The organism is Acidobacteriota bacterium (genome assembly GCA_030949985.1).
In the GTDB taxonomy this organism is placed as follows: Bacteria; Acidobacteriota; Polarisedimenticolia; order J045; family J045; genus JALTMS01.
This window is the reverse complement of record JAUZRX010000004.1, coordinates 67,395-86,444: the sequence shown is the minus strand read 5'-3', so window position 1 is coordinate 86,444 and position 19,050 is coordinate 67,395. Positions and strand designations below refer to the sequence as shown.

Below are 19,050 nucleotides of genomic sequence, written 5' to 3'. Positions count from 1 at the left end.
GGGTGTATCGACCGAGGATAAAGTAACCTTGCCCCTTCCGGGAGGATTCTGCATGACGGAGAAGTTGGCGCTTGACGGAGGTACCCCCGTGCGCAGCGAGCCCTGGGCCCGCTGGCCGGTCTGGACGGAGAAGGACGAGCAGGCGGTGGTGGATGCCATTCGCTCCGGCAAGTGGGGAGTGGGCGGCACGCGCGTCCCGGAACTCGAGCGACGCTTCGCCGAACTGCACGGGGCCCGCTACGGCGTGACCTGCTGCAACGGCACCATCGCCCTGCAGATCGCCCTGGTCGCCGCCGGCATCCAGGCCGGCGACGAGGTGATCACCACGCCCTATACCTTCATGGCCACGGCCATGGCCGCGCTGGCCATCGGCGCGGTGCCGGTCTTCGTCGACATCCAGGAGGGGACCCACAACATCGATCCCGACCTGATCGAGGCGGCCATCACCGAACGGACGCGGGCGATCTACCCCGTGCATATCGGCGGCCGTCCGGCGGACATGGACCGCATCCTGGAAATCGCCGAACGGCGTGGGCTGGTGGTGGTGGAAGACGCCGCCCAGGCCTGGTTGGCCGAGTGGCGGGGCCGTGGTGTGGGGGCGCTGGGGGCGGCGGGCACCTTCAGTTTCCAGTCGAGCAAGAACTTCTCCTCCGGCGAGGGCGGCATCGTCCTGACCAACGACGAGGCGGTCTTCCAGCGGGCCTGGTCCTATCACAATTGCGGACGCAAGATGGGCGGGGACTGGTACGACCACGTGCTGCCGGGGCTGAACTACCGGCTGAGTGAACTCCAGGCGGCGATTCTCCTGTCGAGTCTCGATCGGCTCGTCGAGCAGCAGCAGACCCGGCGCCGGGCGATGGCTGTGCTCGAGAAAGGGTTGGCCGAGGTGGAGGGTATCCTGGTCCCCGACACCGACGAGCGGATCACCGCTCATGCCTGCCACATCTTCATGGCGCGGCTCGACACCGAGAAGATCCCGGTGGACAGCAAGGTCTTCGCCGCGGCCCTGCAGGCCGAGGGGTTGCCGGCCCACCCGGGCTACACCACGCCTCTCTACAAGCAGGACTTCTGGAAGTGGTTCGGAGAGCGCTCCACGGGTGCCGGCAAGAAGTGGAAGGATGTCTGGCCCCGGCCCTACGACAGTTACGATCTGCCGGTCTGCGAGAAGCTCAGCCGCTCGACGATCTGGGTCAAGCAGGATGTGCTCCTCGCCGGGCCGGAGGCCATGGAAGACGTGATCGCCGCCTTTGCCAAGGTCGCTGCCGCGGCCCGCGCAGGCGAAGTGAAGGGCTAAAGCCCTTCCGGCGGCTCAGAAGTTCACGCTGGCGCCGAGAATCAGGCCCGACGGCTCGATGCTGCCCCCCGTACCGGGTCCCAGGTCCGGGGTGTCGACGTCCAGGGTGTGGGCCCGATAGCCGGCCCGGAAGTTGATGAACGGGGCGGGCTTGTACGAGATGCCGACTTCCACTTCCCAGCCTTCGGGATTGGTCAGCTCCGTGTCGAAGTCCCCCAGGGAGATGTAGTACGCACCGTCACCGTAGAGGTAGATCACGCCCACCAGGCCGATCCGGGCCTCGGCGGAGAGGCGCAGGCCGCTGGCGGTGTTGCTCAGGTCGGTATCGATTTTCACCTGCTGCCAGCCCAGGCCGAGGGCGAAAAAGTTGTTCTCGGTGGGAGCGAAGAGCTTGCGCTGTACGTCCAGGTGGGAGTACGTGATCTGGGCGCCGTTGCCGATGTCCAGGTCGGTCTTGTAGACGCCGGCCCGGAGGCCCCACTTGGCCAGCCAGAGTTGGCCGTGGAAACCGATGTCCTCGGAGTCCCAACTGCCGGTATCGCCGGCCACGGTGATATCGGTGTCGCTCAGCCAGTAGATGACGCCGAATTCACCGTCCACGGGTCCCAGGGCCAGCGCGGGAGCCGAAGCGCATGCGAGAAGAACGAGGGCGAACAACAGATGTCGACGGATCATGGTCTCCTCCAGGAGGTTGGGGCAGGCGGTGGGCGGGCGACCGCTTGCCCTGCAAAAGTTGAGTCCTGAGGGGGGCGGGTTCAAGAGGGCGGGCCGCTATGTTTTCGCCGGGGCGAAGGCCCGTTCGAGGGCCGCGGCCAGGAAGGCCGTCGCCCTGCCGGGTCGCGCCGAAGAGAGCACCAGGTGGGGGTGAAAAGCGAATCGACCGCCTTCCTCGAAGGCCACCGTCGCCAGCTCACCGCCCTCGAGCAGGGGCCGGACCAGGTGCTCGGGCATCCAGCCGAAACCCAGGCCCCGGCGCAGCGCCTCGAGCTTGGCGTGGAAGTCGGAGAAGAAATAGACCTGGGGGCCGCCGAAGAAGAGGCGGTGAGCCCGGCTTCCGGCGGCGCGGGAAGAGTCCGCGACGGAAAGTTCCACCTCTTCGACCAGTTCTCGGCGCGTGACGGTCCGACCACGGGTGACCAGGGGGTGGTCCGAGCGGGCCACGAGGCGCATCTCCACCGGTGGCAGGGGCGTGGCCGACCAGGTGTCCTCACCGCGGTATTCCAGGTCGAGCATCAACTCCGCCCGTTCCGCCTCGAAACGCTCCCGGACACCACCGAGATATTCCACCATCAGCCGGACCCGTGTCGGCGGGCGCTCACCGGCGAGGCTCCCGAGGGCCTCGAGGATCGGCGCGAGGGGCAGGAGCCCGTCCACCACCAGGGCCAGGCGGGGCTCCCAGCCCTCGCGGAGGGCGGCGGCCAGGGATTCGACCTCGGCGGCCTCCTGCAGCAGACGGCGGGAGAGCTCGAGCACCCGGCGTCCGCTCGAGGTCAGGCGGGCCCGGTGTCCCCGCCGGTCGAAGAGTGCGATGCCCAGGGCTTGCTCGAGGGTGCGGATGGTGTAGGTCACCGCCGACGGTACGCGCCCGAGGCTCCGGGCCGCCGCCGCGAAGCTGCCGCTGCGTTCGATCGCGTCGAGGGTTTCCACCTGGTCGAGGGTGATGCGCATGGGGGTCACCGGCTAGAGATTCAAAAATTCTGAAGCATTCTATCATATTTACTCTGTTTCTTTAAATCTTGGCGCCGCGTAGTCTTTCCTTTTCCGGCGGCCGAGTCGGCCCGCCCAGGGAGTGAATCGACATGCTGTTTTCCCGAGGAAGAGTGACGCGCCAGGCCCATGTGGACATTCCGGAGGGGACCTACGAGGAGGAGTATGCCCGGGAGGGTTTCTTCGGCCGCTACGCCCACCTCTACCGGAGCCACGCCCCCGTGGGCTGGACCCGCATCGAGGGCGAGTTGCGGCCCCGGGCCTTGCGGGCGATGGAGGCCCCCGGTGCCGCCGGTGGTGACTACCTGGCCTCCCGCACGCCCCTGCTGCGCAACCAGGATGCGGTGATCTCCACCGCGCGTCTGAGCGAGGCGATGCCCTACCACTTCCGCAACGCCGATGGGGACGAGGTGCTTTTCGTGCACGGGGGAACCGGGAAGATCGAGACCGATTTCGGTCCCCTGGACTACGAGAAGGGGGACTACCTGGTGATTCCCCGGGGGACGGTCTACCGGCTCCTGCCCGCGGCGGAGACCCACCTGCTGGTGATCGAGACCGCGGGCGAGATCGGCCTGCCGGACAAGGGCATCCTGGGGCAACACGCCCTTTTCGATCCCGCCGTGATTCGCGTACCCACCCCGGAGGCTCCCGCGGAGGAGGCGCGGGACGAGTGGGAGCTGAAAGTGCAGCGTTGCGGGCGCGTGACCTCGGTGTTCTATCTGTGGAACCCTTGCGACGTGGTGGGCTGGAAGGGGGATCTCACCGTCTGGCAACTCAACGTGCGCGACATTCGGCCCGTGCTCAGCGAACGCTATCACCTGCCGCCGACGGCCCATGCGACCTTCATGGCTAACAACGTGGTTATTTGCACCTTCCTGCCGCGTCCCCTGGAAACCGGGGATCCGGGCGCTCTCAAGGTGCCCTTCTACCATTCCAACATCGACTATGATGAAGTCATCTTCTACCATGACGGCGAGTTCTTCAGCCGGGACGGGATCGAGCCGGGTTGGATCACCTTCCACCCCCAGGGTATTCACCACGGGCCCCAGCAGCAGGCGGTGGCGGCCAGCCGGGACAAGACCCGCACGGAAGAGAAGGCAGTGATGATCGATACGCGCCATCCCCTCGAGGTCGTCGAGCCCGCCCCCGGGGTGGAGTGGAAGGAATACTGGAAGAGCTGGCAGAAGCGGGCGGAGTCGTCCCGCGGATAGCGTCGTCGTCGACCGCCCGCGGGCAAGGGAGAGCAGTGTGATGAGTCCCAGTGCAGAAAACCCTGTAGGCCTCAAGGGTATCGAATTCGTCGAGTTCACGGGTCCCGATCCCGCCATGTTCGACCGGCTGTTTCAGGCCTTCGGCTTTTCGCGATTGCGGCAGCACCGCTCGCGGCCCCTCGATTTCTACCAGCAGAACGAGATCCGCTTCCTGGTCAACCGCGACAGCGAGGGGTTCGCCGCCGAATTCGGCAAGCTCCACGGCCCGTCGATCTGCTCGATGGGCTGGCGGGTGGAGGATGCCGACGCCGCGCAGAAGATCGCGGTCGAACGGGGTGCGCGTGCCTGGGAAGGTCCGGCTCTCTACGCGGGGGCCCGGGCGATCTACGGGATCGGCGATTCGCTGATCTGGCTGATCGGCGACGACCGCTCCTGGCTCGGGGACTTCGTCGAGCACGCCGATCCGGCGCGGGTGGAAGACAAGGGCTTCAAGCTGATCGACCATCTGACCAACAACGTGGCCAAGGGAACCATGGGCCAGTGGTCCGACTTCTACAAGGGCGTGTTCGGTTTTACAGAGGTGCGCTACTTCGATATTCGTGGAGCGAAGACGGGGCTGCAATCCTTCGCCTTGCGCTCACCGGACGGATCGTTCTGCATTCCGATCAACGAGGGCACCGAGGACAAGTCCCAGATCAACGAGTACCTCAGGGAGTACAACGGTCCGGGAGTCCAGCACCTGGCCTTTCTCACCGACGATCTGCTGGCCAGTCTCGACAAGCTCGAGGGATCGGGTATCGAGACCCTCGATATCGAGGACGAGTACTACGAGACGATTTACGACCGGGTGCCGGGTGTCACCGAGAGCCGGGAACGCATCCGCCACCACCGGGTGCTGATCGACGGGGACGAAGAGGGCTACTTGCTGCAAATCTTCACGCGCAACGTGATCGGCCCGATCTTCATCGAGATGATCCAGCGCAAGAATCACTACTCCTTCGGCGAGGGCAACTTCGGCGCCCTGTTCCGCTCCATCGAGCGCGACCAGGAACGCCGGGGCGTGATTTGATCTTCCGGCGGCGACCCGTGGTCCCGCCCAGGCACAGTCGATGCATGCCACGCCGGAGTTCTCGCTGCTGGTGTCCACCTTCGAGCGGCCGGAACACCTCGAGCTGACCCTGCTCTCCATCGCTTCCCAGCGGGGAGCCGACGGGCTGTTCGAGGTGGTCGTCACCGACGACGGTTCGCGGGATCGAACACCGCGGGTGGTCGAAGACTTCGCCCGCTCGGTGGACTTTCCCGTGCGCTGGCTGACCCACGAGCACCAGGGCTTCCAACTCGCCCGGTGTCGCAACGAAGGCGTTCGGGCGGCGCGCGCCCCGTACCTGCTCTTCCTCGATGGTGACCTGGTCTTGCCGCCCGATCACCTCCGGCGGCACTTGCAGGTTCGGCGGCCAGGCGTCGTCTTCGGCGGCGATTGTTGCCGGCTCGACGAGGCCACGTCCCGGCGCGTGAGCCACGAGCTGGTGCGGGCGGGCCGCATCGCCACGCTCGCGCCGCGGGACGAACTGCGCCGCCTGGCGGGAGTCCATCGCAAGGCGCGGCTCTACAACCTGCTGCGCCACCCCACCCGACCGAAGCTCTTCGGCGGCACCATCGCCATCTGGAAGCAGGACTACGAGCGGGTCAACGGCTACGACGAGCGCTTCGAGGGATGGGGCTGTGAGGACGACGACCTGCGGCTGCGGCTGAAGAAGGCGGGGTTGCGGATCGAGTCGATCCTCGGGACGACCTTCACCTACCACGTCTGGCATCCGCCCCATGCCACCACGCCCCGCCGCTGGCGAGAAGGCCGCAACGTGGAGTACCTGCGCCGGGCGGCCCGGCTGACCCGCTGTCGTCGCGGCCTGGTGGCCCTCGAAGACGGCGACCTGCGGATCCGGATCCACGGCGAAGGCCTGCGCCTGCCTCCCCCGTTTCAGCCGTGCGCCGCCGACCAGGTGCCGGAGGTGGAAATCATCGCCTGCCCCTCGCGCCGTGACTTCGATCCGCGGACCGACGTGAAAATCCTCGTCGTGCCTGAAGGGACGCGCCCCTCCCGGCGCCAGCTCCGCCGGGCCGCGCTGCTGGTGGGTGACGGACGCTGGGCCCGCCCCCACCTGCGGCATTTTCCCCCCGGCGGGCTGGAAGCGGCGTTGCGCTCCCTGCTCTGACGGCGAGGGAACGGAAGCCCGCCCCCGGGCGCTGGGGAGGTTGTTGCAGCGGGCTGCTAGCGCACGCCGGCCGTCACCATGGGGGGCATGCTCAGCACGCCGGGGTGGGGGCCGAGTCCGACTTGCCGGAGGGAGCGGGCCCAGGGCTGAATCGAACGCAGGGTGCGCACCCCGGCCTCGAGGGCGGCCTCGGGTTCGCTGCTGGGAGGCGAGCCGCCCAGCAGGCTTTCGAAAATCTCCTTCGGCCGGGGGAAGACCTTCAGCCGTATCGCGGCGTCGGCGGTCAGGCCGGCGGCCTCCCGCGCGGCCCGCAAGGCTTCGGCGTAGCCGCCGAGTTCGTCGACGAGGCCGATTTTCAGGGCGTCCTCGCCGGTCCAGATGCGGCCCTTGGCGATCTTCAGCACCTCTTCGAGGGGCAGATTGCGCCCCCGGGCCACCTTGGCGGTGAAGTCTTCGTAAACCCGGTCGAGCCACCGCTGGTGCCGTTGCCAGCCGTAGTCGCTGTAGTCGTAATGGGAAGAGTACATGTCGGCGTTGGCGGCCGTCTTCACCCCATCGAAGGTGACCCCCACCTTGGTCCACATGTCGCGGGTCAGCATCTTGCCCCCGAGCACCCCGATGGAGCCGGTGATGGTGGATGGTTGGGCGATGATCTTCTCGGCGCTCATGGCCACGAAGTAGCCTCCGGAGCCGGCCACGTTGCCCATGGTGACGATCACGGGGATGCCCTTTTCCCTGGCCCGCACCGTCTCACGCCAGATGGCGTCCGAGGCCACGTACGAGCCGCCGGGGCTGTCGACGCGGAAGACGATCGCCTTGACCTTCTTGTCGGCCAGGGCGGCGCGGAAGGCCGCGCTGACCGTGTCGGATCCCATGGTGGCTTCCCCGGTGACGGGGTTGAACCGGCTCTTGCCCCGGGCCACGCCGCCGATGCCGTAGATCAGGGCGATGGTCTCACCCTTGCGATAGGGCCGGCCGGCCCGCTCGAGGTAGGCCTCCGGGTAGAGCCACTCGGCCTTCTCGCCGGCCCGCGCCTCGGCGGCGGCGTAGACCTCGTCCCGGTAGCCGAGGCGGTCGACCAGTCCGGCGTCCAGGGCTTCCCGGCCCAGGTAGGGTCCCTTGTCGACCAGCGCCCGCACCTGCTCGACGCTCCGGCCCCGGCGTTCGGCGATGCCCCGGACGATCTGGTCGAACTGAGAGTCGGCCAGGCGCTGCATCGCCTCCTTGTGGGCGGCGGTGAAAGACGTCTCGGTGAAGATGTTCATCGCGTTCTTGTATTCGTAGCGCTGGTCCATCCTCGGGGTGACACCCAGCTTGTCGAGAGTGCCCTTGACGAAGGGCGACTCGTAGATCAGGCCCGTCAGGCCCACGTCGCCCGAGGGCAGCATCCAGATCTCGTCGAAAGCCGTGGCCAGGTAGTAGGCTCCATTGCCCGCCGCGCCCTCGCCGAAGGTTTCGCTCCAGGCCACGGCGAACTTGCCGGACCGGCGGAAGGCGATCACCGCGTCCCGCAACTCCTGCACCTGGGCCAGGCCCATCGGTACCGTGCCGACGCGGGCGACCAGGCCCTTCACACGGTCGTCTTCGGCGGCCCGTTCGATGGCTTCCAGCAGGTCGCGCAGGATGGGTGTGCTCTTCATCATCAGCTTCGCCACCGGATCGGTCGGGGGGGCTTCGCCCAGGGGGCGCTCGAGGTTCAGTTCGAGGACCGTGACGGCGGGAACGCCGGGTTTGCCGAGGGCGCCGACCAGGGCGAAGAGTCCGCCGAGCACCATCAGCACGAGGGCCAGTCCACCGACGACGGCCAGGAATCCAGTGAGTTTCCTCATGTCTCGCATCCTCCGCCCTTCACTCTAGTGCCGGCGTCTCGGCTTCGGCCCCCCGCGGGACTCGTGAAAAGTCGAGCGGTGCCGCTGGTGAGGCGAATGGACGGGGGTGCCCGGGGGGCAGGCGCTGCTATGCTGCCGGACATGGAGCGGCGTCCAGCACAGCCCGGTCCCGCGACCTGTCCCGAGCCCCGGGAAAGCGCCGTCGCGATCGTCGTACGGCGCCGGGAGGGCGCGTGGGAGGTGCTGGTGGGGTTGCGCTCACGGCGTTCGCGCTTCCTGCCGGGTAACTGGGCCTTTCTCGGCGGGCGTCTCGAGTCCATCGACGCTTCGGGTCCCGGCGATGCGCACCTGCGCTGTGCCGCCCGTGAACTGGAGGAAGAGACGGGGCTGGCACTCGAAGAGGCCTCCTGGTTCGACGCGGGGATGCTGATCACGCCGCCGCTCTATCCTCTGCGTTACCGCACGCGCTTCTTTCTCGCCTGCGCTCCGGAGGACTGGCGGCCGCCCCGCACGCCGCCGATTCCCGAAGAGATCGAGGCGCTCCGCATGGTCGGGGCCCGGGAGCTGCTGGCCGAGTGGCGTCGCGGCCGCGTCATCGTCCCGCCGATCCTGCCACCCCTGCTCGAGGTGCTCGCATGCGGCGGCGACGACGATCCGGCGCGGCTGGCCGAGAACGTGGCCCGGGCCTGTCGGCGCCAGGAGGCCTGCCACCGGATCGAATTCGTTCCCGGCGTCTGGTGCTACCCCCTCGAGAGCCGTACCCTGCCGCCGGCGACTCACACCAACGCCTGGATGCCCGGGGCCACGCGCTTCGTGCTCATCGATCCCGGCAGCGATGATCCCGCCCAACTGGCCCGCCTCGAGAACGTGGTGCAGCGTCGGCGCGCCGATGGCGCGACCCTCGCGGCGGTGGTGCTGACCCATCACCACCCGGATCATGCCGGCGGCGCGGCCTGGGCCGCCGAGCGCTGGGGACGGGGCGTGTGGGCCCATCCGTCGACCCTCGAGCGCATCGATCTGCCGCGTTGGGTGCCCACCCGCAGCCTGGCCGACGGTGAGGGGATCGATCTCGGCGGCGTCGATCTCAGGGTGATCGCCACCCCCGGTCATGCTCCCGGGCACCTGGTCTTTCACTGCCCGGCCCGTTCGGCGGTGATCTGCGGAGACCTGGTCAGCAGTCTGTCGACGATCCTGATCGATCCTGCCGACGGCGGAGACATGGCCCGCTACCTCGAATCCCTGGTCCGGGTCGCCGCTCTCGCACCTCGCTGGCTGTTTCCCGCCCACGGTCCTCCGCTTCCCGGGCGGGCTCTCGAGGGCTTCCAGCGCCACCGCCTGGAGCGAGAGCGTCTGGTGGAGCGAGCGCTGCAGGCCGCCCCGCGCAGCCTGCGTGAAGTGGCCGACGCGGCCTACCGGGACGCTCCCCGGGCCGCGTGGAGCCTGATCGAGCCCCAGGCGCTCGCCCACCTCCTGCTTCTCGAGGCCCGCGGTCGCGCTCGGCGGTGCGACGGAGGGTGGCGGCGTGGTGACTAGCCGGGTGATCACCCTGCCCCCCGAGTACCTCTCGGGGATGGCCGTCAAGCTGCTGGCCTCGCCGGCCCTCGCGGCGGACTCGCGGCTGGTGATCGCCACGTCCCGGCCGGTGGCCCGTGCCCTGTTGCGGCGCAGCCTCGCGGCAGGGGGGGCGGTGGCGGGCGTGCGCGCCACGACCCTTCCCGAGCTCGCGCGGGAGATGGCCGCGCCCCGGGGGCGGCGAAGTGTCTTGCCGCCCCAGGCCGACAGGCTGATCGTCGCCCACCTGCTCGCCGGCGACCCGGGGCCCTACGGGGCGGCGGCCCAGCGACCGGCCGTGGTGGCGGCGGTGGCGCGGGCGATCCGGGAGGTGCGGGAAGCGGGCATGTTCTCCCTGCCCGTGGAATTCCTGCCCACCTCCGTGGGGCGCCGGCGCTGGCAGCGGCTCGAGCATCTCTCGCGCCTGCTCGCGGCTTTCGACCGGCATCTCCGCCGGCAGGGCCTGGCGGACGACGCGGAGGTCTACCGGGCGGCGGTGGGAGGGCCGATTCCAGGCCGGGCCGACGACGCTCTGATGGTGGGTATCTACGACCTGACCGGGACCCAGAAAGAACTCGTCGCCCATCTGGCCTCCAGGATCCCCCTGACCTGGCTCTGCCCGCTGCCCGAGGAGGATTCTCCTTCCCGGGAGTTGATCGAGCAGACCCTGGCCTGGGCCGAGAGCCGGGGGATGGCGATCGAGTCGGCGGGAATGGCCCCCGCGCCCCCCGCATCGGCGCGCATCGTGGCCTGTCCGGGAGAACGGGCCGAGGCCCGGGAGGTGGCGCGCGAGGTCCTCGCCGCCGCGGGGCAGGGCGTGCCCTTCGGAGAAATGGCGGTGTTGCTGGCGGCCCCGGCGGCACAGGAGAGCCTTTTCCGCGACGAGTTTCGCCGTGCGGGCATTCCCGTCGTGGGCGAGGGGGAGTCGTGCCTCGGGGCGACACCTGCCGGCCGGTTGGTCGCGGCCGTGGCCGCCCTGTTGCGGGGCGAGGGCGGCGAGCCGGAAATGGCGACGATGGTCGGAGCCCTGGCCGCCGCGGCGGGTGTCGCGCCCTCGTATCGGGCAGTGGCGCTGCTGCGTGCGGCGGGGGCTCGTCGGGTGGAGGAAGTCCCCGAGTGCCTGGACAGGTGGGCCCGGCAGCGGCGGGACGACACGGACAGCAGGAACGCCCTCGGCGGGCTGGTGCGACGCTGGCTCGAGGCCGCCGGTCATCTGCGGCGCGGTCTCGAGCAGGCCTTCGTGGGATCGAGCTGGTCGAGCGCCGCCCACGCCCTGGTGGTCTTCGTGGAAGCGGTGGAGTGGCCCGATGTGCTGATGCCGGCGCTGCGCCGATCGGCCGCCGAACTCGCCGCTTTCGAGCGTCTCGGCATTCCTCCCCGTCCCGAGACGGTGGTCGAGATCTGGCGTCAGCGCTGCCAGGCCCTCGCGCTGGAGCCTCCCCCGGGCGCGGACCGGCGGTCGCTGGCCGAAGGGGTGCTGATCGTCGAGTGGAACCGCGCCCGGGGCCTGGCGGCCGACGCGGTGTGGCTGACGGGCCTGGCCCACGAGACCTTCCTGCCTCCCGGCGAGGAAGATCCGGTGCTCGACGAGGAGACCCGCCGCCGCCTGAGCCAGGACGCCGGCAGCCCCCTGCCCATGGCCCGGGAACGGTTCATCGAACAGGACCTTCTTTTTCGCCTCGGGCTGGCGGTGGCCGAACGCATCACCCTGAGCTGGGCGCGGACCGACGACGCCCAGGGGAATATTCTTTTCCCTGCCGAGCCCCTGGCGCGCTTGATCGAAGAGCGCAGTGGCCGGGCTCTCGATGCGCGCGACCCCGCTTCGAATCCCGTGGTCCTGCGGGTGCCCGGCGAGCCGCCGGCGCTCGACGACTCCGAACGCTGCCTTCTCGACCCGATGGAATTCGACCTGGCCCTGGCGCGGACCCCGGGGGGGCGACGGGCCCTCGAGCCGGACGCGGCCCTCGCGCGCCGCTTGCGCGCCGACCGTGGACGCTATCGCGGGCGGCGCCTGAACGAGTACCTGGGGATGATCGGCGCGGCGCGCTGGACGCCCGGGCAGGTGACGCCCACCGACCTGGAGGAAATAGCCACCTGCCCCTTCCGCTTCTTCCTGCGCGGGGTCCTGAAGATCCGCCCGCCGATCGATGCCGCCCCCCTGGCTCCCGACGCGCGCGAGATGGGTTCGCTGGCTCATCGAGTGCTCGAGGATTTCTTCCGGCCCCGGGAAGACCGGCGCCCCGACGAGCCCTGGCCCCAGCGACTGACGCGTTGGATTCGCATCCGCCTCCAGGAACTGAAGCGTGGCGCGGTCGACGCGAGCGGGCCCCTGTGGAACGCATCGGCCCGCCGGCTCGAACGGGAACTGCTGGGTTTCCTGCTCGGCGAGTTGGCGATGTTGTCCGGTCGCGACGTGCGCGTCGCCGGCACGGAAGAAGAGTACGTCGGCGAGCTGGAGGTGGCCGACGCCGTGGTGCGCATCGTCGGTCGGCCCGATCGCGTCGACAGGGACACCGCCGGCAACGTGGAAATCGTCGACTACAAGTGGTCCAAGGGGCAGCACTACCCCTCGAGCGGGAAGGGACTCTTCGCCGGGGGGCGTTGCCTGCAATTGCCGCTCTACGCCTGGCTGCTGACCCATCGCGAGGAGATCCCGCGGGTGCAGAGGGTGCGCTACGCGTTTCTCCGCGGGGCGCAGAAGAACATCGTGATCGAACGACAAGCCCTGGTGGAAAGGAAGCAGGAACTGGTGACGGTGGTGGGGAAGGTGCTGGATTTCGCCCGGCGGGGCGAGTTGCCGCCGATGCCCAAGGGGGGCGAGAACTGCCGTTACTGCGACTACCGGAGAATCTGCGGTCCCGGCGTCGCCCGCATCGGGGAACAGATCGCGGAAGATCCGGTTTGCCGGCGTCACCGGCAGCTGGCGCAGGATCACCCGTGACCGGGCCGTCCGGCGGCGGGCCGAGCGGCTGGCGATGAGAGTTCGGGCCGTGGTCGAGCGAACGGTGGCGACCTTCTTCTGGGACCAGACCCGGCCGGCACTCGAGGAACTTGCCGGGCGCGACGGGTTGACTCTCGACGACCGGGGTCGTTTCTCTGCGCCGTGCGGCCTGGTGGTTGTCCCGCCGCTGGTGTTTCCCGTCCCGCGGGGCGTGACCGACATGCAGTCGTATCTCGCCGGTCTGCCCGAGGCACCGCCTTTGCAACATGTTGTCCTGCTCCAGGCGGGAGCGGCGGCCCTGGGCGTTTTCTCGGCAGGGGAGACGGTCGTCACCAAGAGCTTGAAGAAGTACGTGGTGCGGGGGCGTGGCCGGGCCCAGCCGCTCTACCTCCGGACGCGGGGAAAATCGCGCCTGGGCTCACGGCTCCGGTTGCGCAACGCCCGCGCCATGCTGGTCGAGATCAACCAGCGCCTGGCCGGCTGGGTCAACCGGTTCGGTGTGCCCGGAGAGGTTTTCTATAATGCTCCCGTTCGCCTGTGGTCGGAACTCTTCGCGGCGAAGGTGCCGCCTCCCGTCGGCGATCCCGGCGCCTGGATCAAGATTCCGCTGGATCTTCCCGTGCCGACGACGAAGGTTCTGCTGGCCACCTATCGCCGCATGAGCTACGGGAAGATCCTGCGCCGGGTGTGAGAGGCGGCCCCGCGCGCGAAAGCGGTTTTTTCGGGCGGGTGGCTAGCCGTGGGGTCGTCGTTCGAGAACCTCGGTGTGCGCTTCGACGACGATCTTGCTCAGGATCTGCCACCGCCCGTCTCCCAGGTGCCGGCCGACGATGATGTTGCGGCGCTGGTCGATGATCTCCCGGCCGTGCTCGTCCCGCAGGCGGGTGCGGTATTGCAGATGAGCGAAGCCGGTCTCGCCCGCGTACCACTCATCGAGCAGGGTGAAGCGCATTTCGAGCAGATCGAAGCGCTCGAGGTCTCGGGCGATCTTCTTCCGCAGGCCCGTGAAATCTTCCTGGCCCGGTGTGCCGAGGATCACCGAGCGGTACTCCGGCGCGAAGCCCGCCAGGTAGGTGTCGAGTTGCCGCTTCTCGTAGGCCTGCTGGGTGGCGCCCAGCAGGGCCACGAATTCGCGGGCGAAGGGGTGGTCAGCCATGGCCGTCTCCTGGCAGCTCAACGGAGCGCGCGTCGATCCGGGCGTCGCGGATCGGGTGGCATGGCATGATGAACCCAAGAACGCGCCGGCGCAGCCGCCGGCCCCGGAGGCTCCGAGCATGCCTGTCCCGCCCCTTGCCGATGCCGCCGCCCGGGAGCGCGCCCGCCTGGACTGGGCCGAGGCCCTCGCGGTGGAGGCGGGAGCGGGAACCGGCAAGACCACGTTGCTCGTCGACCGGGCGGTGCACGGCCTGGCGGCGGGGCGCTTTCGGGCCGCCGAGCTGGTGGCCATCACCTTCACCCGCAAGGCGGCCGGTGAGCTGCGCGTGCGCCTGAGAAGGGCGGTGGCCCAGGCCCAGGCCGCCGCCCGGGGCGATGCCGCCGGGCACCTGCGTCGCGCCCGGGCGGAGCTGTCGCTGGCCCGCGTATCGACGATCCATTCCTTCTGCCGCGGGATTCTCGCCGCCCATCCCCTGGAAGCCGGGGTCGATCCGGGCTTCGCCGTCGAAGACGAGGGCCTGGGCCGGCGCCTGGGTCCGGAAGCCTTCGAGCAGTGGCTGCTCGAGACGCTGGAAGATGGGCAACGGGCAGGCAGCCTGCTCGACCTGCTCTCCTGGGGCGTGGAGATCGACACCCTGCGCCTGGTGGCCCAGCGCGTGGCCGCCTTTCCCGACGCGCGGCCGGCGGCCGTGCCCGGCAAGATCGCGGACGACGAAGGCCTGTGGGAGTACCTGGGCTCGAGCGTGCGCGGCTTCCTCGAACGCTGCCGCCGGGCCGGCGCGGAAGAAACCGATGGCTTCGTGCGAGAGCTGGAGGCCCTCGAGGCCAGGCTGGACGAGGTGGGCGTTTTGCCGCCCGAGGCCCGCACCCGCTGGCTGCTTTCGATCTACGAACAGAGCAGCAGCCGCCTGGCGGGTGTCAACCGGGGAAGCCGGAAGGGCGAGCTGGGGACGATCAAGCGGGAGTTCAAGGTCTGGCGTGACGAGGAATTGCCGGCGCGGCTGCGCCGCCGTTTCGCGCCGCTGGTCGAACGCGCGCTCAAGGTGCTGGCGGCCTTCCAGGGCTGGGCGGCGGAGCGCCGGCGCGAGGCCGGGTGCCTTTCCCATGACGACCTGCTGGTGTTCACGCGGGACCTGCTGGCCCGCGACCGGGAGGTGCGCGCCCGGGTGCGCCGACAGATAAGGGCGCTGCTCGTCGACGAGTTCCAGGACACCGACCCTCTGCAGGTGGAAATCCTTCACCTGCTGATGGAGGGGGAGGATCCACCGACGCTCTTCCTCGTCGGCGATCCCAAGCAGTCGATCTACCGCTTCAGGCGCGCCGACGTGACGACCTACTCCACCGAAGTCGGCCGGCTCGAGGATCGGGGCGCCAAGGTGGAGATCACCGTCAACTTCCGCTCCACCCCGGCGCTGCTGGACGTGGTCAACCGGGTGGGTGGCGAGATCTTCGCGCCGCAGCAGTGGCCTGCCGGACAGGCTCCCTGGCGGGCTCTCGAGTCGCCCGGCGAGCCGGTCACCCCCGGTCCGGCGCTGGTTCTCGCCCCCCTCGACGCGGAGGCCTGCTCCGACGCCGACGGGGTGGCGCGGGAGGAAGCCCGGGTGGTGGCCCGGGAACTGTTGCGGGCCCGGGAAGAGATGGGCGTCGAGGCCCGGGAGATGGCGGTGCTCTTTCCGGTTTCGACCCGCGTGGGGGTCCTCGAGCAGGCCCTGGCCGAGGTGGGCCTGCCCTGCCGGCGGGAGAAGTCCCAGGACTTCTTCCACCGGGTGGAGGTGGCGGAACTGGCACTGGTTCTCGGCGCCGTCGCCGATCCCGACAGCGAAGAGCTGGCGGTCGGCGCTCTGCGCAGCCGGCTGCTGGCGCTCTCCGACGAGATCCTGGCCGTGCATCGCTCCGAGGGAGGCACTTTCCGTCCCGCGGCCTGGCTCGAGGGGAGCGCGCCCGCGGCAGGGGTGGCGGCGGTGAACGAGGCGCTGGTCACCCTGGCCGGCTGGCATCGCCTGGCGGGGGAGATCCCCCCGCCGGAGCTGATGGAACGAGTCCTGCGGGAGACGCGTTTTCTCGTCCTCCTCGAGCTGGTTCCCGGTGGGCGACGGGCGGCGGCCAACGTGCTCAAGCTCCTCGACCAGGCCAGGGCCCACTGGCGGGAGGGCGGCTACGGGCTGGAGGACTTCGTCCGCTGGCTGTGGGAGCGCACCGAGAAAGACGCCGCCCGCGAGTCCGAATCCCCGGCCGCGGAGGACGAGTCGCGGGTCAGCCTGCTGACGATCCACGGCGCCAAGGGCCTCGAATGGCGGGTGGTGGCTCTCTTCGCCACCCATCACCGGCGCGGCGGCAGGCGCGAGACGGTGCTGATCGACCGGCACACTCGCCGGGTGGAGGCCGGTTTCAGTTCTTTCCTGGTCAGCCGCGACTACGACGCCCTGGCGCGGGCCGAGGCCGAACTCGCCTGCGCCGAGCGTGCGCGCCTGCTCTACGTGGCTCTCACCCGGGCCTGTGAGCGGCTGGTCCTGCCCTGTTTCTCCCGGGAGGTCAAGGTGGCGCCGGGCAGCTTGCAGGAACTGCTGGCGCTGTCGCCCACCTGGCGGGCATGGGTGGACGAGGCGGTCGCGGGCCGGGACCCCGAGCCTCCCGCGGTCGTCTGTGCGACCGGTTCTCCGGTCTCCGTCGCGAGTGCCGACCGTCAGGCGGGAGCCATCGACCGGGATACCGCCCAGGCGGCCCGGCAGCGCTGGCGGCGGCAGCGCGCGGAGGCCCTCGAGCGCGGCAGTCCCCTGGTGGTGGTCCGGCCCTCCGCCGTCGGGAGCCCCGGGCCGGTGGCCAGGGGCGGGGGAGGGGATCCCCGTGCCCGGGACCTGGGCAAGGGGCTGCATCGGCTCTTGCAGTGGCTTCTCGAAGGCGAGGCTCCTCCCGCCGACGACCGGGTGGACCTGCTGGCGAGACGGGTGGGGTTGGACCTGAACCTCGACGAGGGCGCATGCCGCAAGATCGCGACCCTGGCCCGGCGTGCCCTGGCGACGGAACTGTTGTCCCGGGCCTGGCGCCATCGCCGCTGGTGCGAGTGGCCGGTGATGTTCAAGGGGAATCCCGCCGACCTGGGACCCGATGTGGCGCCTTCCGTCGAGGCGATGCTGGAGCGCCGGCGGGAGGGGGGGGGCGGCCTGCCGCGGGAGATTCTCGTCGAGGGCTGGATCGATCTGGCCTTCGAGGAGCCCGAGGGCCTGGTGATCGTCGACTACAAGACGGACGCCTGGTCGAGCGACGAGCAGCGACGGATGCTGGCGGCTCACCACGCGCGCCAGGTGGCTTTCTACGGGAAGGTGCTCGAGGCGGCCGGCCGCCGGGTCAAGGAGAGCTGGCTGCTCTTCGTCGGTGCGCCGCGGAGCGTGGCGGAGCGGGTCTGAGGCCCTGGGGCGAGGCCGGCAAGCCCGAAGAAAGCGGGCTCCGGCAGCCGGGGGCGGGGAAACGAGGGTCCGTACCGCTCGCCTCGAGTTCCCGTTTTCCCGTCCCCGGATCCGCCGCCCCGGGGGGAGGCGAACGATCCTGCCGGAGCCCGGCGCATTCCCCCTCTGCCACCTCGCCATCGGGCTGGCCACGTTGCGGGATAGGATTTACCGGGATGCGGCCGGTCGTGCCAGATGCGGCCGGCAGGGGATGCGGCGCATGCACAGCAGCAGCGCGCCGGCGGACGGCGCGGCCTGGGGGACGGGCCGTCAGCAGCGGTGGACCACGAGTCGGTTGGTCACTCCCATCGGTTCGTGGGGGTCGCCTCCGAGCACGACGATCAGGTCTCCGCGGCCGACCTCACGGCGGCGTCGCAGGTCTGCGGCGGCCTTGAGTACCGCGCGGCGAAAGCTCTTCTGCTCCGCCAGGGGGCGGGGGATGACACCCCGCAGCAGGGTCATTTGCCGCAGCACCTGCCGATCGGGGGTGTAGGCGAAGACCGGCAGGGAGGGCTGGAAACGGGCCACCTGGCGGGCCGTCGCCCCGCTGCGTGTCAGCGCGACGATCGCCACCGCCCCGACGTCGAAGGCGATCCAGCCCCCGGCTTCGGCGATGCCTTCCGACACCGACAGGGCGAGCTGGGGGCCGCGCCGCCGGGGCACGAGGTTGAAGTAGCCCTCGGCCTCCCGGGCGATGCGGTCCATCATTTTCACCGACTCGACCGGGTATTCCCCCGAGGCGGTCTCGGCCGAGAGCATCACCGCCCAGGTGCCGTCGAGCACCGCGTTGGCCACGTCGGAGGCTTCCGCACGGGTCGGCCGGCTCGTCGAGCGCATGGACTCGAGCATCTGGGTGGCGGTGATCACGGGCTTTCCCGCGGCGTTGCAGGCGCCGATGATCCGCTTCTGCTCGATGGGCACCTGTTCGGGGGGCAACTCCACCCCCAGGTCTCCCCGGGCCACCATCACCGCGTCGGATCCGGAGATGATCCCGTCGAGGTTCCGCACCGCGGGCACCGTTTCGATCTTGGCCACGAGCTTCTGCCTGCCGCCCCGGCGCCGGATCAGCTTCTGCGCTTCGGCCACGTCTTCCGCCCGCCGGACGAAGGACAGGGCGATGAAATCCACGTCGGACTCGATGGCGAAGGCCAGGTCCCTCCGGTCCTTGGTGGTCAGGGGCGAGCGGACGGCGGTGGCCTGGGGCAGAGAAAAACCCGCCCGCGGCAGCAGGGTGCGGCCTTCGAGCACGGTGCAAGAGACCCGATGGCCGTGGACCCGGTTCACCTGGAGGCGCACCGCCCCGTCGGCCAGCAGGATCTCGTGCCCCTCGGCCGTCTCTTCGGGCAGGTGCCGGTAGTCCACGGGGAGGATCAGCTTGGCGGGGTTCGTCTCTCGGGTCCGGGTGGTGAGGGTCAGCACCGCCCCGCGCCGCAGGGTGACCGGTCCGTCGAAGCGGCCGAGACGCACCTTGGGGCCCTGGAGGTCGGCCATGATGCCCACGGGACGTCCCAGTCGGCGGGCCTGGCGCCGGATCTCGCGGATCAGCGCTCCGTGGGAGCCGTGATCGCCATGGCTCATGTTGAGTCGGGCCACGTCGACGCCCGCCCGGATCAGGCGGGCGATGGTGCGGCCGTCGGAGGAAGCCGGACCGAGTGTGGCGACGATACGTGTGCGGCGGTGTTCGGTGGGCATGCGAGGGGCTCCCC

Annotated in this window: 13 protein-coding genes; 8 read left to right on the top strand and 5 right to left on the bottom strand. The window is 69.9% G+C overall.

Annotated elements, in window-relative coordinates; genetic code table 11:
• The first annotated feature begins 52 nt into the window (after positions 1-52).
• Positions 53-1,294, top strand: a complete 1,242-nt coding sequence (locus tag Q9Q40_00715; protein ID MDQ7005732.1) for a DegT/DnrJ/EryC1/StrS family aminotransferase — start codon at positions 53-55, stop codon at positions 1,292-1,294.
• 15 nt (positions 1,295-1,309) lie between these two features.
• On the opposite strand, the gene Q9Q40_00710 is transcribed toward Q9Q40_00715, so the two are convergent.
• Positions 1,310-1,969 carry an outer membrane beta-barrel protein gene (locus tag Q9Q40_00710; GenBank protein MDQ7005731.1) on the bottom strand — a complete coding sequence of 220 codons (660 nt, stop codon included), beginning with the start codon at positions 1,967-1,969 and terminating at the stop codon, positions 1,310-1,312.
• A gap of 96 nt (positions 1,970-2,065) precedes the next feature.
• On the bottom strand, positions 2,066-2,962 hold the full coding sequence (locus Q9Q40_00705) for a LysR family transcriptional regulator (GenBank protein ID MDQ7005730.1): 897 nt from the start codon (positions 2,960-2,962) through the stop codon (positions 2,066-2,068).
• Positions 2,963-3,093: 131 nt separating this feature from the next.
• Here Q9Q40_00705 and Q9Q40_00700 point away from each other — a divergent pair, with 131 nt between their 5' ends.
• From Q9Q40_00700 to Q9Q40_00690, 3 genes are read left to right on the top strand one after another with little or no spacing between them, the layout of a single operon-like run.
• Positions 3,094-4,212 carry a homogentisate 1,2-dioxygenase gene (locus Q9Q40_00700; GenBank protein MDQ7005729.1) on the top strand — a complete coding sequence of 373 codons (1,119 nt, stop codon included), beginning with the start codon at positions 3,094-3,096 and terminating at the stop codon, positions 4,210-4,212.
• A 40-nt stretch (positions 4,213-4,252) separates the two neighbouring features.
• Positions 4,253-5,281 (top strand): 4-hydroxyphenylpyruvate dioxygenase, encoded by a 1,029-nt coding sequence (gene hppD, locus Q9Q40_00695; GenBank protein MDQ7005728.1) that lies wholly within the window; start codon positions 4,253-4,255, stop codon positions 5,279-5,281.
• Positions 5,282-5,321: 40 nt separating this feature from the next.
• On the top strand, positions 5,322-6,425 hold the full coding sequence (locus Q9Q40_00690; GenBank protein ID MDQ7005727.1) for a glycosyltransferase: 1,104 nt from the start codon (positions 5,322-5,324) through the stop codon (positions 6,423-6,425).
• A 56-nt stretch (positions 6,426-6,481) separates the two neighbouring features.
• On the opposite strand, the gene sppA is transcribed toward Q9Q40_00690, so the two are convergent.
• Positions 6,482-8,254 carry a signal peptide peptidase SppA gene (sppA, locus tag Q9Q40_00685; GenBank protein ID MDQ7005726.1) on the bottom strand — a complete coding sequence of 591 codons (1,773 nt, stop codon included), beginning with the start codon at positions 8,252-8,254 and terminating at the stop codon, positions 6,482-6,484.
• A gap of 129 nt (positions 8,255-8,383) precedes the next feature.
• On the opposite strand from sppA, the gene Q9Q40_00680 reads away from it, so the two are divergent.
• From Q9Q40_00680 to Q9Q40_00670, 3 genes are read left to right on the top strand one after another with little or no spacing between them, the layout of a single operon-like run.
• The gene (locus Q9Q40_00680) at positions 8,384-9,787 is read left to right on the top strand and encodes an MBL fold metallo-hydrolase (protein MDQ7005725.1); all 1,404 of its coding nucleotides are present in this window, start codon (positions 8,384-8,386) and stop codon (positions 9,785-9,787) included.
• Entirely contained in the window at positions 9,777-12,746 is a 2,970-nt protein-coding gene (locus Q9Q40_00675; GenBank protein ID MDQ7005724.1) for a PD-(D/E)XK nuclease family protein, read from the top strand. The genes Q9Q40_00680 and Q9Q40_00675 overlap by 11 nt, the downstream gene beginning before the upstream one ends.
• A 34-nt stretch (positions 12,747-12,780) precedes the next feature.
• Entirely contained in the window at positions 12,781-13,437 is a 657-nt protein-coding gene (locus tag Q9Q40_00670) for a hypothetical protein (GenBank protein ID MDQ7005723.1), read from the top strand.
• A 42-nt stretch (positions 13,438-13,479) separates the two neighbouring features.
• On the opposite strand, the gene Q9Q40_00665 is transcribed toward Q9Q40_00670, so the two are convergent.
• Positions 13,480-13,902 carry a hypothetical protein gene (locus tag Q9Q40_00665; protein ID MDQ7005722.1) on the bottom strand — a complete coding sequence of 141 codons (423 nt, stop codon included), beginning with the start codon at positions 13,900-13,902 and terminating at the stop codon, positions 13,480-13,482.
• A 118-nt stretch (positions 13,903-14,020) separates the two neighbouring features.
• Between Q9Q40_00665 and Q9Q40_00660 the strand changes: the two genes are divergently transcribed.
• Positions 14,021-17,305: a UvrD-helicase domain-containing protein gene (locus Q9Q40_00660; GenBank protein MDQ7005721.1), complete on the top strand. Its 3,285-nt coding sequence runs from the start codon at positions 14,021-14,023 to the stop codon at positions 17,303-17,305.
• A gap of 309 nt (positions 17,306-17,614) precedes the next feature.
• Here Q9Q40_00660 and pyk read toward each other — a convergent pair whose 3' ends face one another.
• Positions 17,615-19,036, bottom strand: coding sequence for a pyruvate kinase (gene pyk / locus Q9Q40_00655; protein ID MDQ7005720.1), 1,422 nt, complete (start codon positions 19,034-19,036; stop codon positions 17,615-17,617).
• Between the last annotated feature and the right edge of the window lie 14 nt (positions 19,037-19,050).

Bases quoted from the DNA above. Each gene is read 5' to 3' on its own strand.
- Q9Q40_00715 (MDQ7005732.1), top strand. From the start codon at position 53: ATGACGGAGAAGTTGGCGCTTGACGGAGGTACCCCCGTGCGCAGCGAG.
- Q9Q40_00670 (MDQ7005723.1), top strand. From the start codon at position 12,781: ATGAGAGTTCGGGCCGTGGTCGAGCGAACGGTGGCGACCTTCTTCTGG.
- Q9Q40_00710 (MDQ7005731.1), bottom strand. From the start codon at position 1,969: ATGATCCGTCGACATCTGTTGTTCGCCCTCGTTCTTCTCGCATGCGCT.
- Q9Q40_00690 (MDQ7005727.1), top strand. From the start codon at position 5,322: ATGCATGCCACGCCGGAGTTCTCGCTGCTGGTGTCCACCTTCGAGCGG.
- pyk (MDQ7005720.1), bottom strand. From the start codon at position 19,036: ATGCCCACCGAACACCGCCGCACACGTATCGTCGCCACACTCGGTCCG.
- hppD (MDQ7005728.1), top strand. From the start codon at position 4,253: ATGAGTCCCAGTGCAGAAAACCCTGTAGGCCTCAAGGGTATCGAATTC.
- Q9Q40_00700 (MDQ7005729.1), top strand. From the start codon at position 3,094: ATGCTGTTTTCCCGAGGAAGAGTGACGCGCCAGGCCCATGTGGACATT.
- sppA (MDQ7005726.1), bottom strand. From the start codon at position 8,254: ATGAGGAAACTCACTGGATTCCTGGCCGTCGTCGGTGGACTGGCCCTC.
- Q9Q40_00705 (MDQ7005730.1), bottom strand. From the start codon at position 2,962: ATGCGCATCACCCTCGACCAGGTGGAAACCCTCGACGCGATCGAACGC.
- Q9Q40_00680 (MDQ7005725.1), top strand. From the start codon at position 8,384: ATGCTGCCGGACATGGAGCGGCGTCCAGCACAGCCCGGTCCCGCGACC.
- Q9Q40_00660 (MDQ7005721.1), top strand. From the start codon at position 14,021: ATGCCTGTCCCGCCCCTTGCCGATGCCGCCGCCCGGGAGCGCGCCCGC.
- Q9Q40_00665 (MDQ7005722.1), bottom strand. From the start codon at position 13,902: ATGGCTGACCACCCCTTCGCCCGCGAATTCGTGGCCCTGCTGGGCGCC.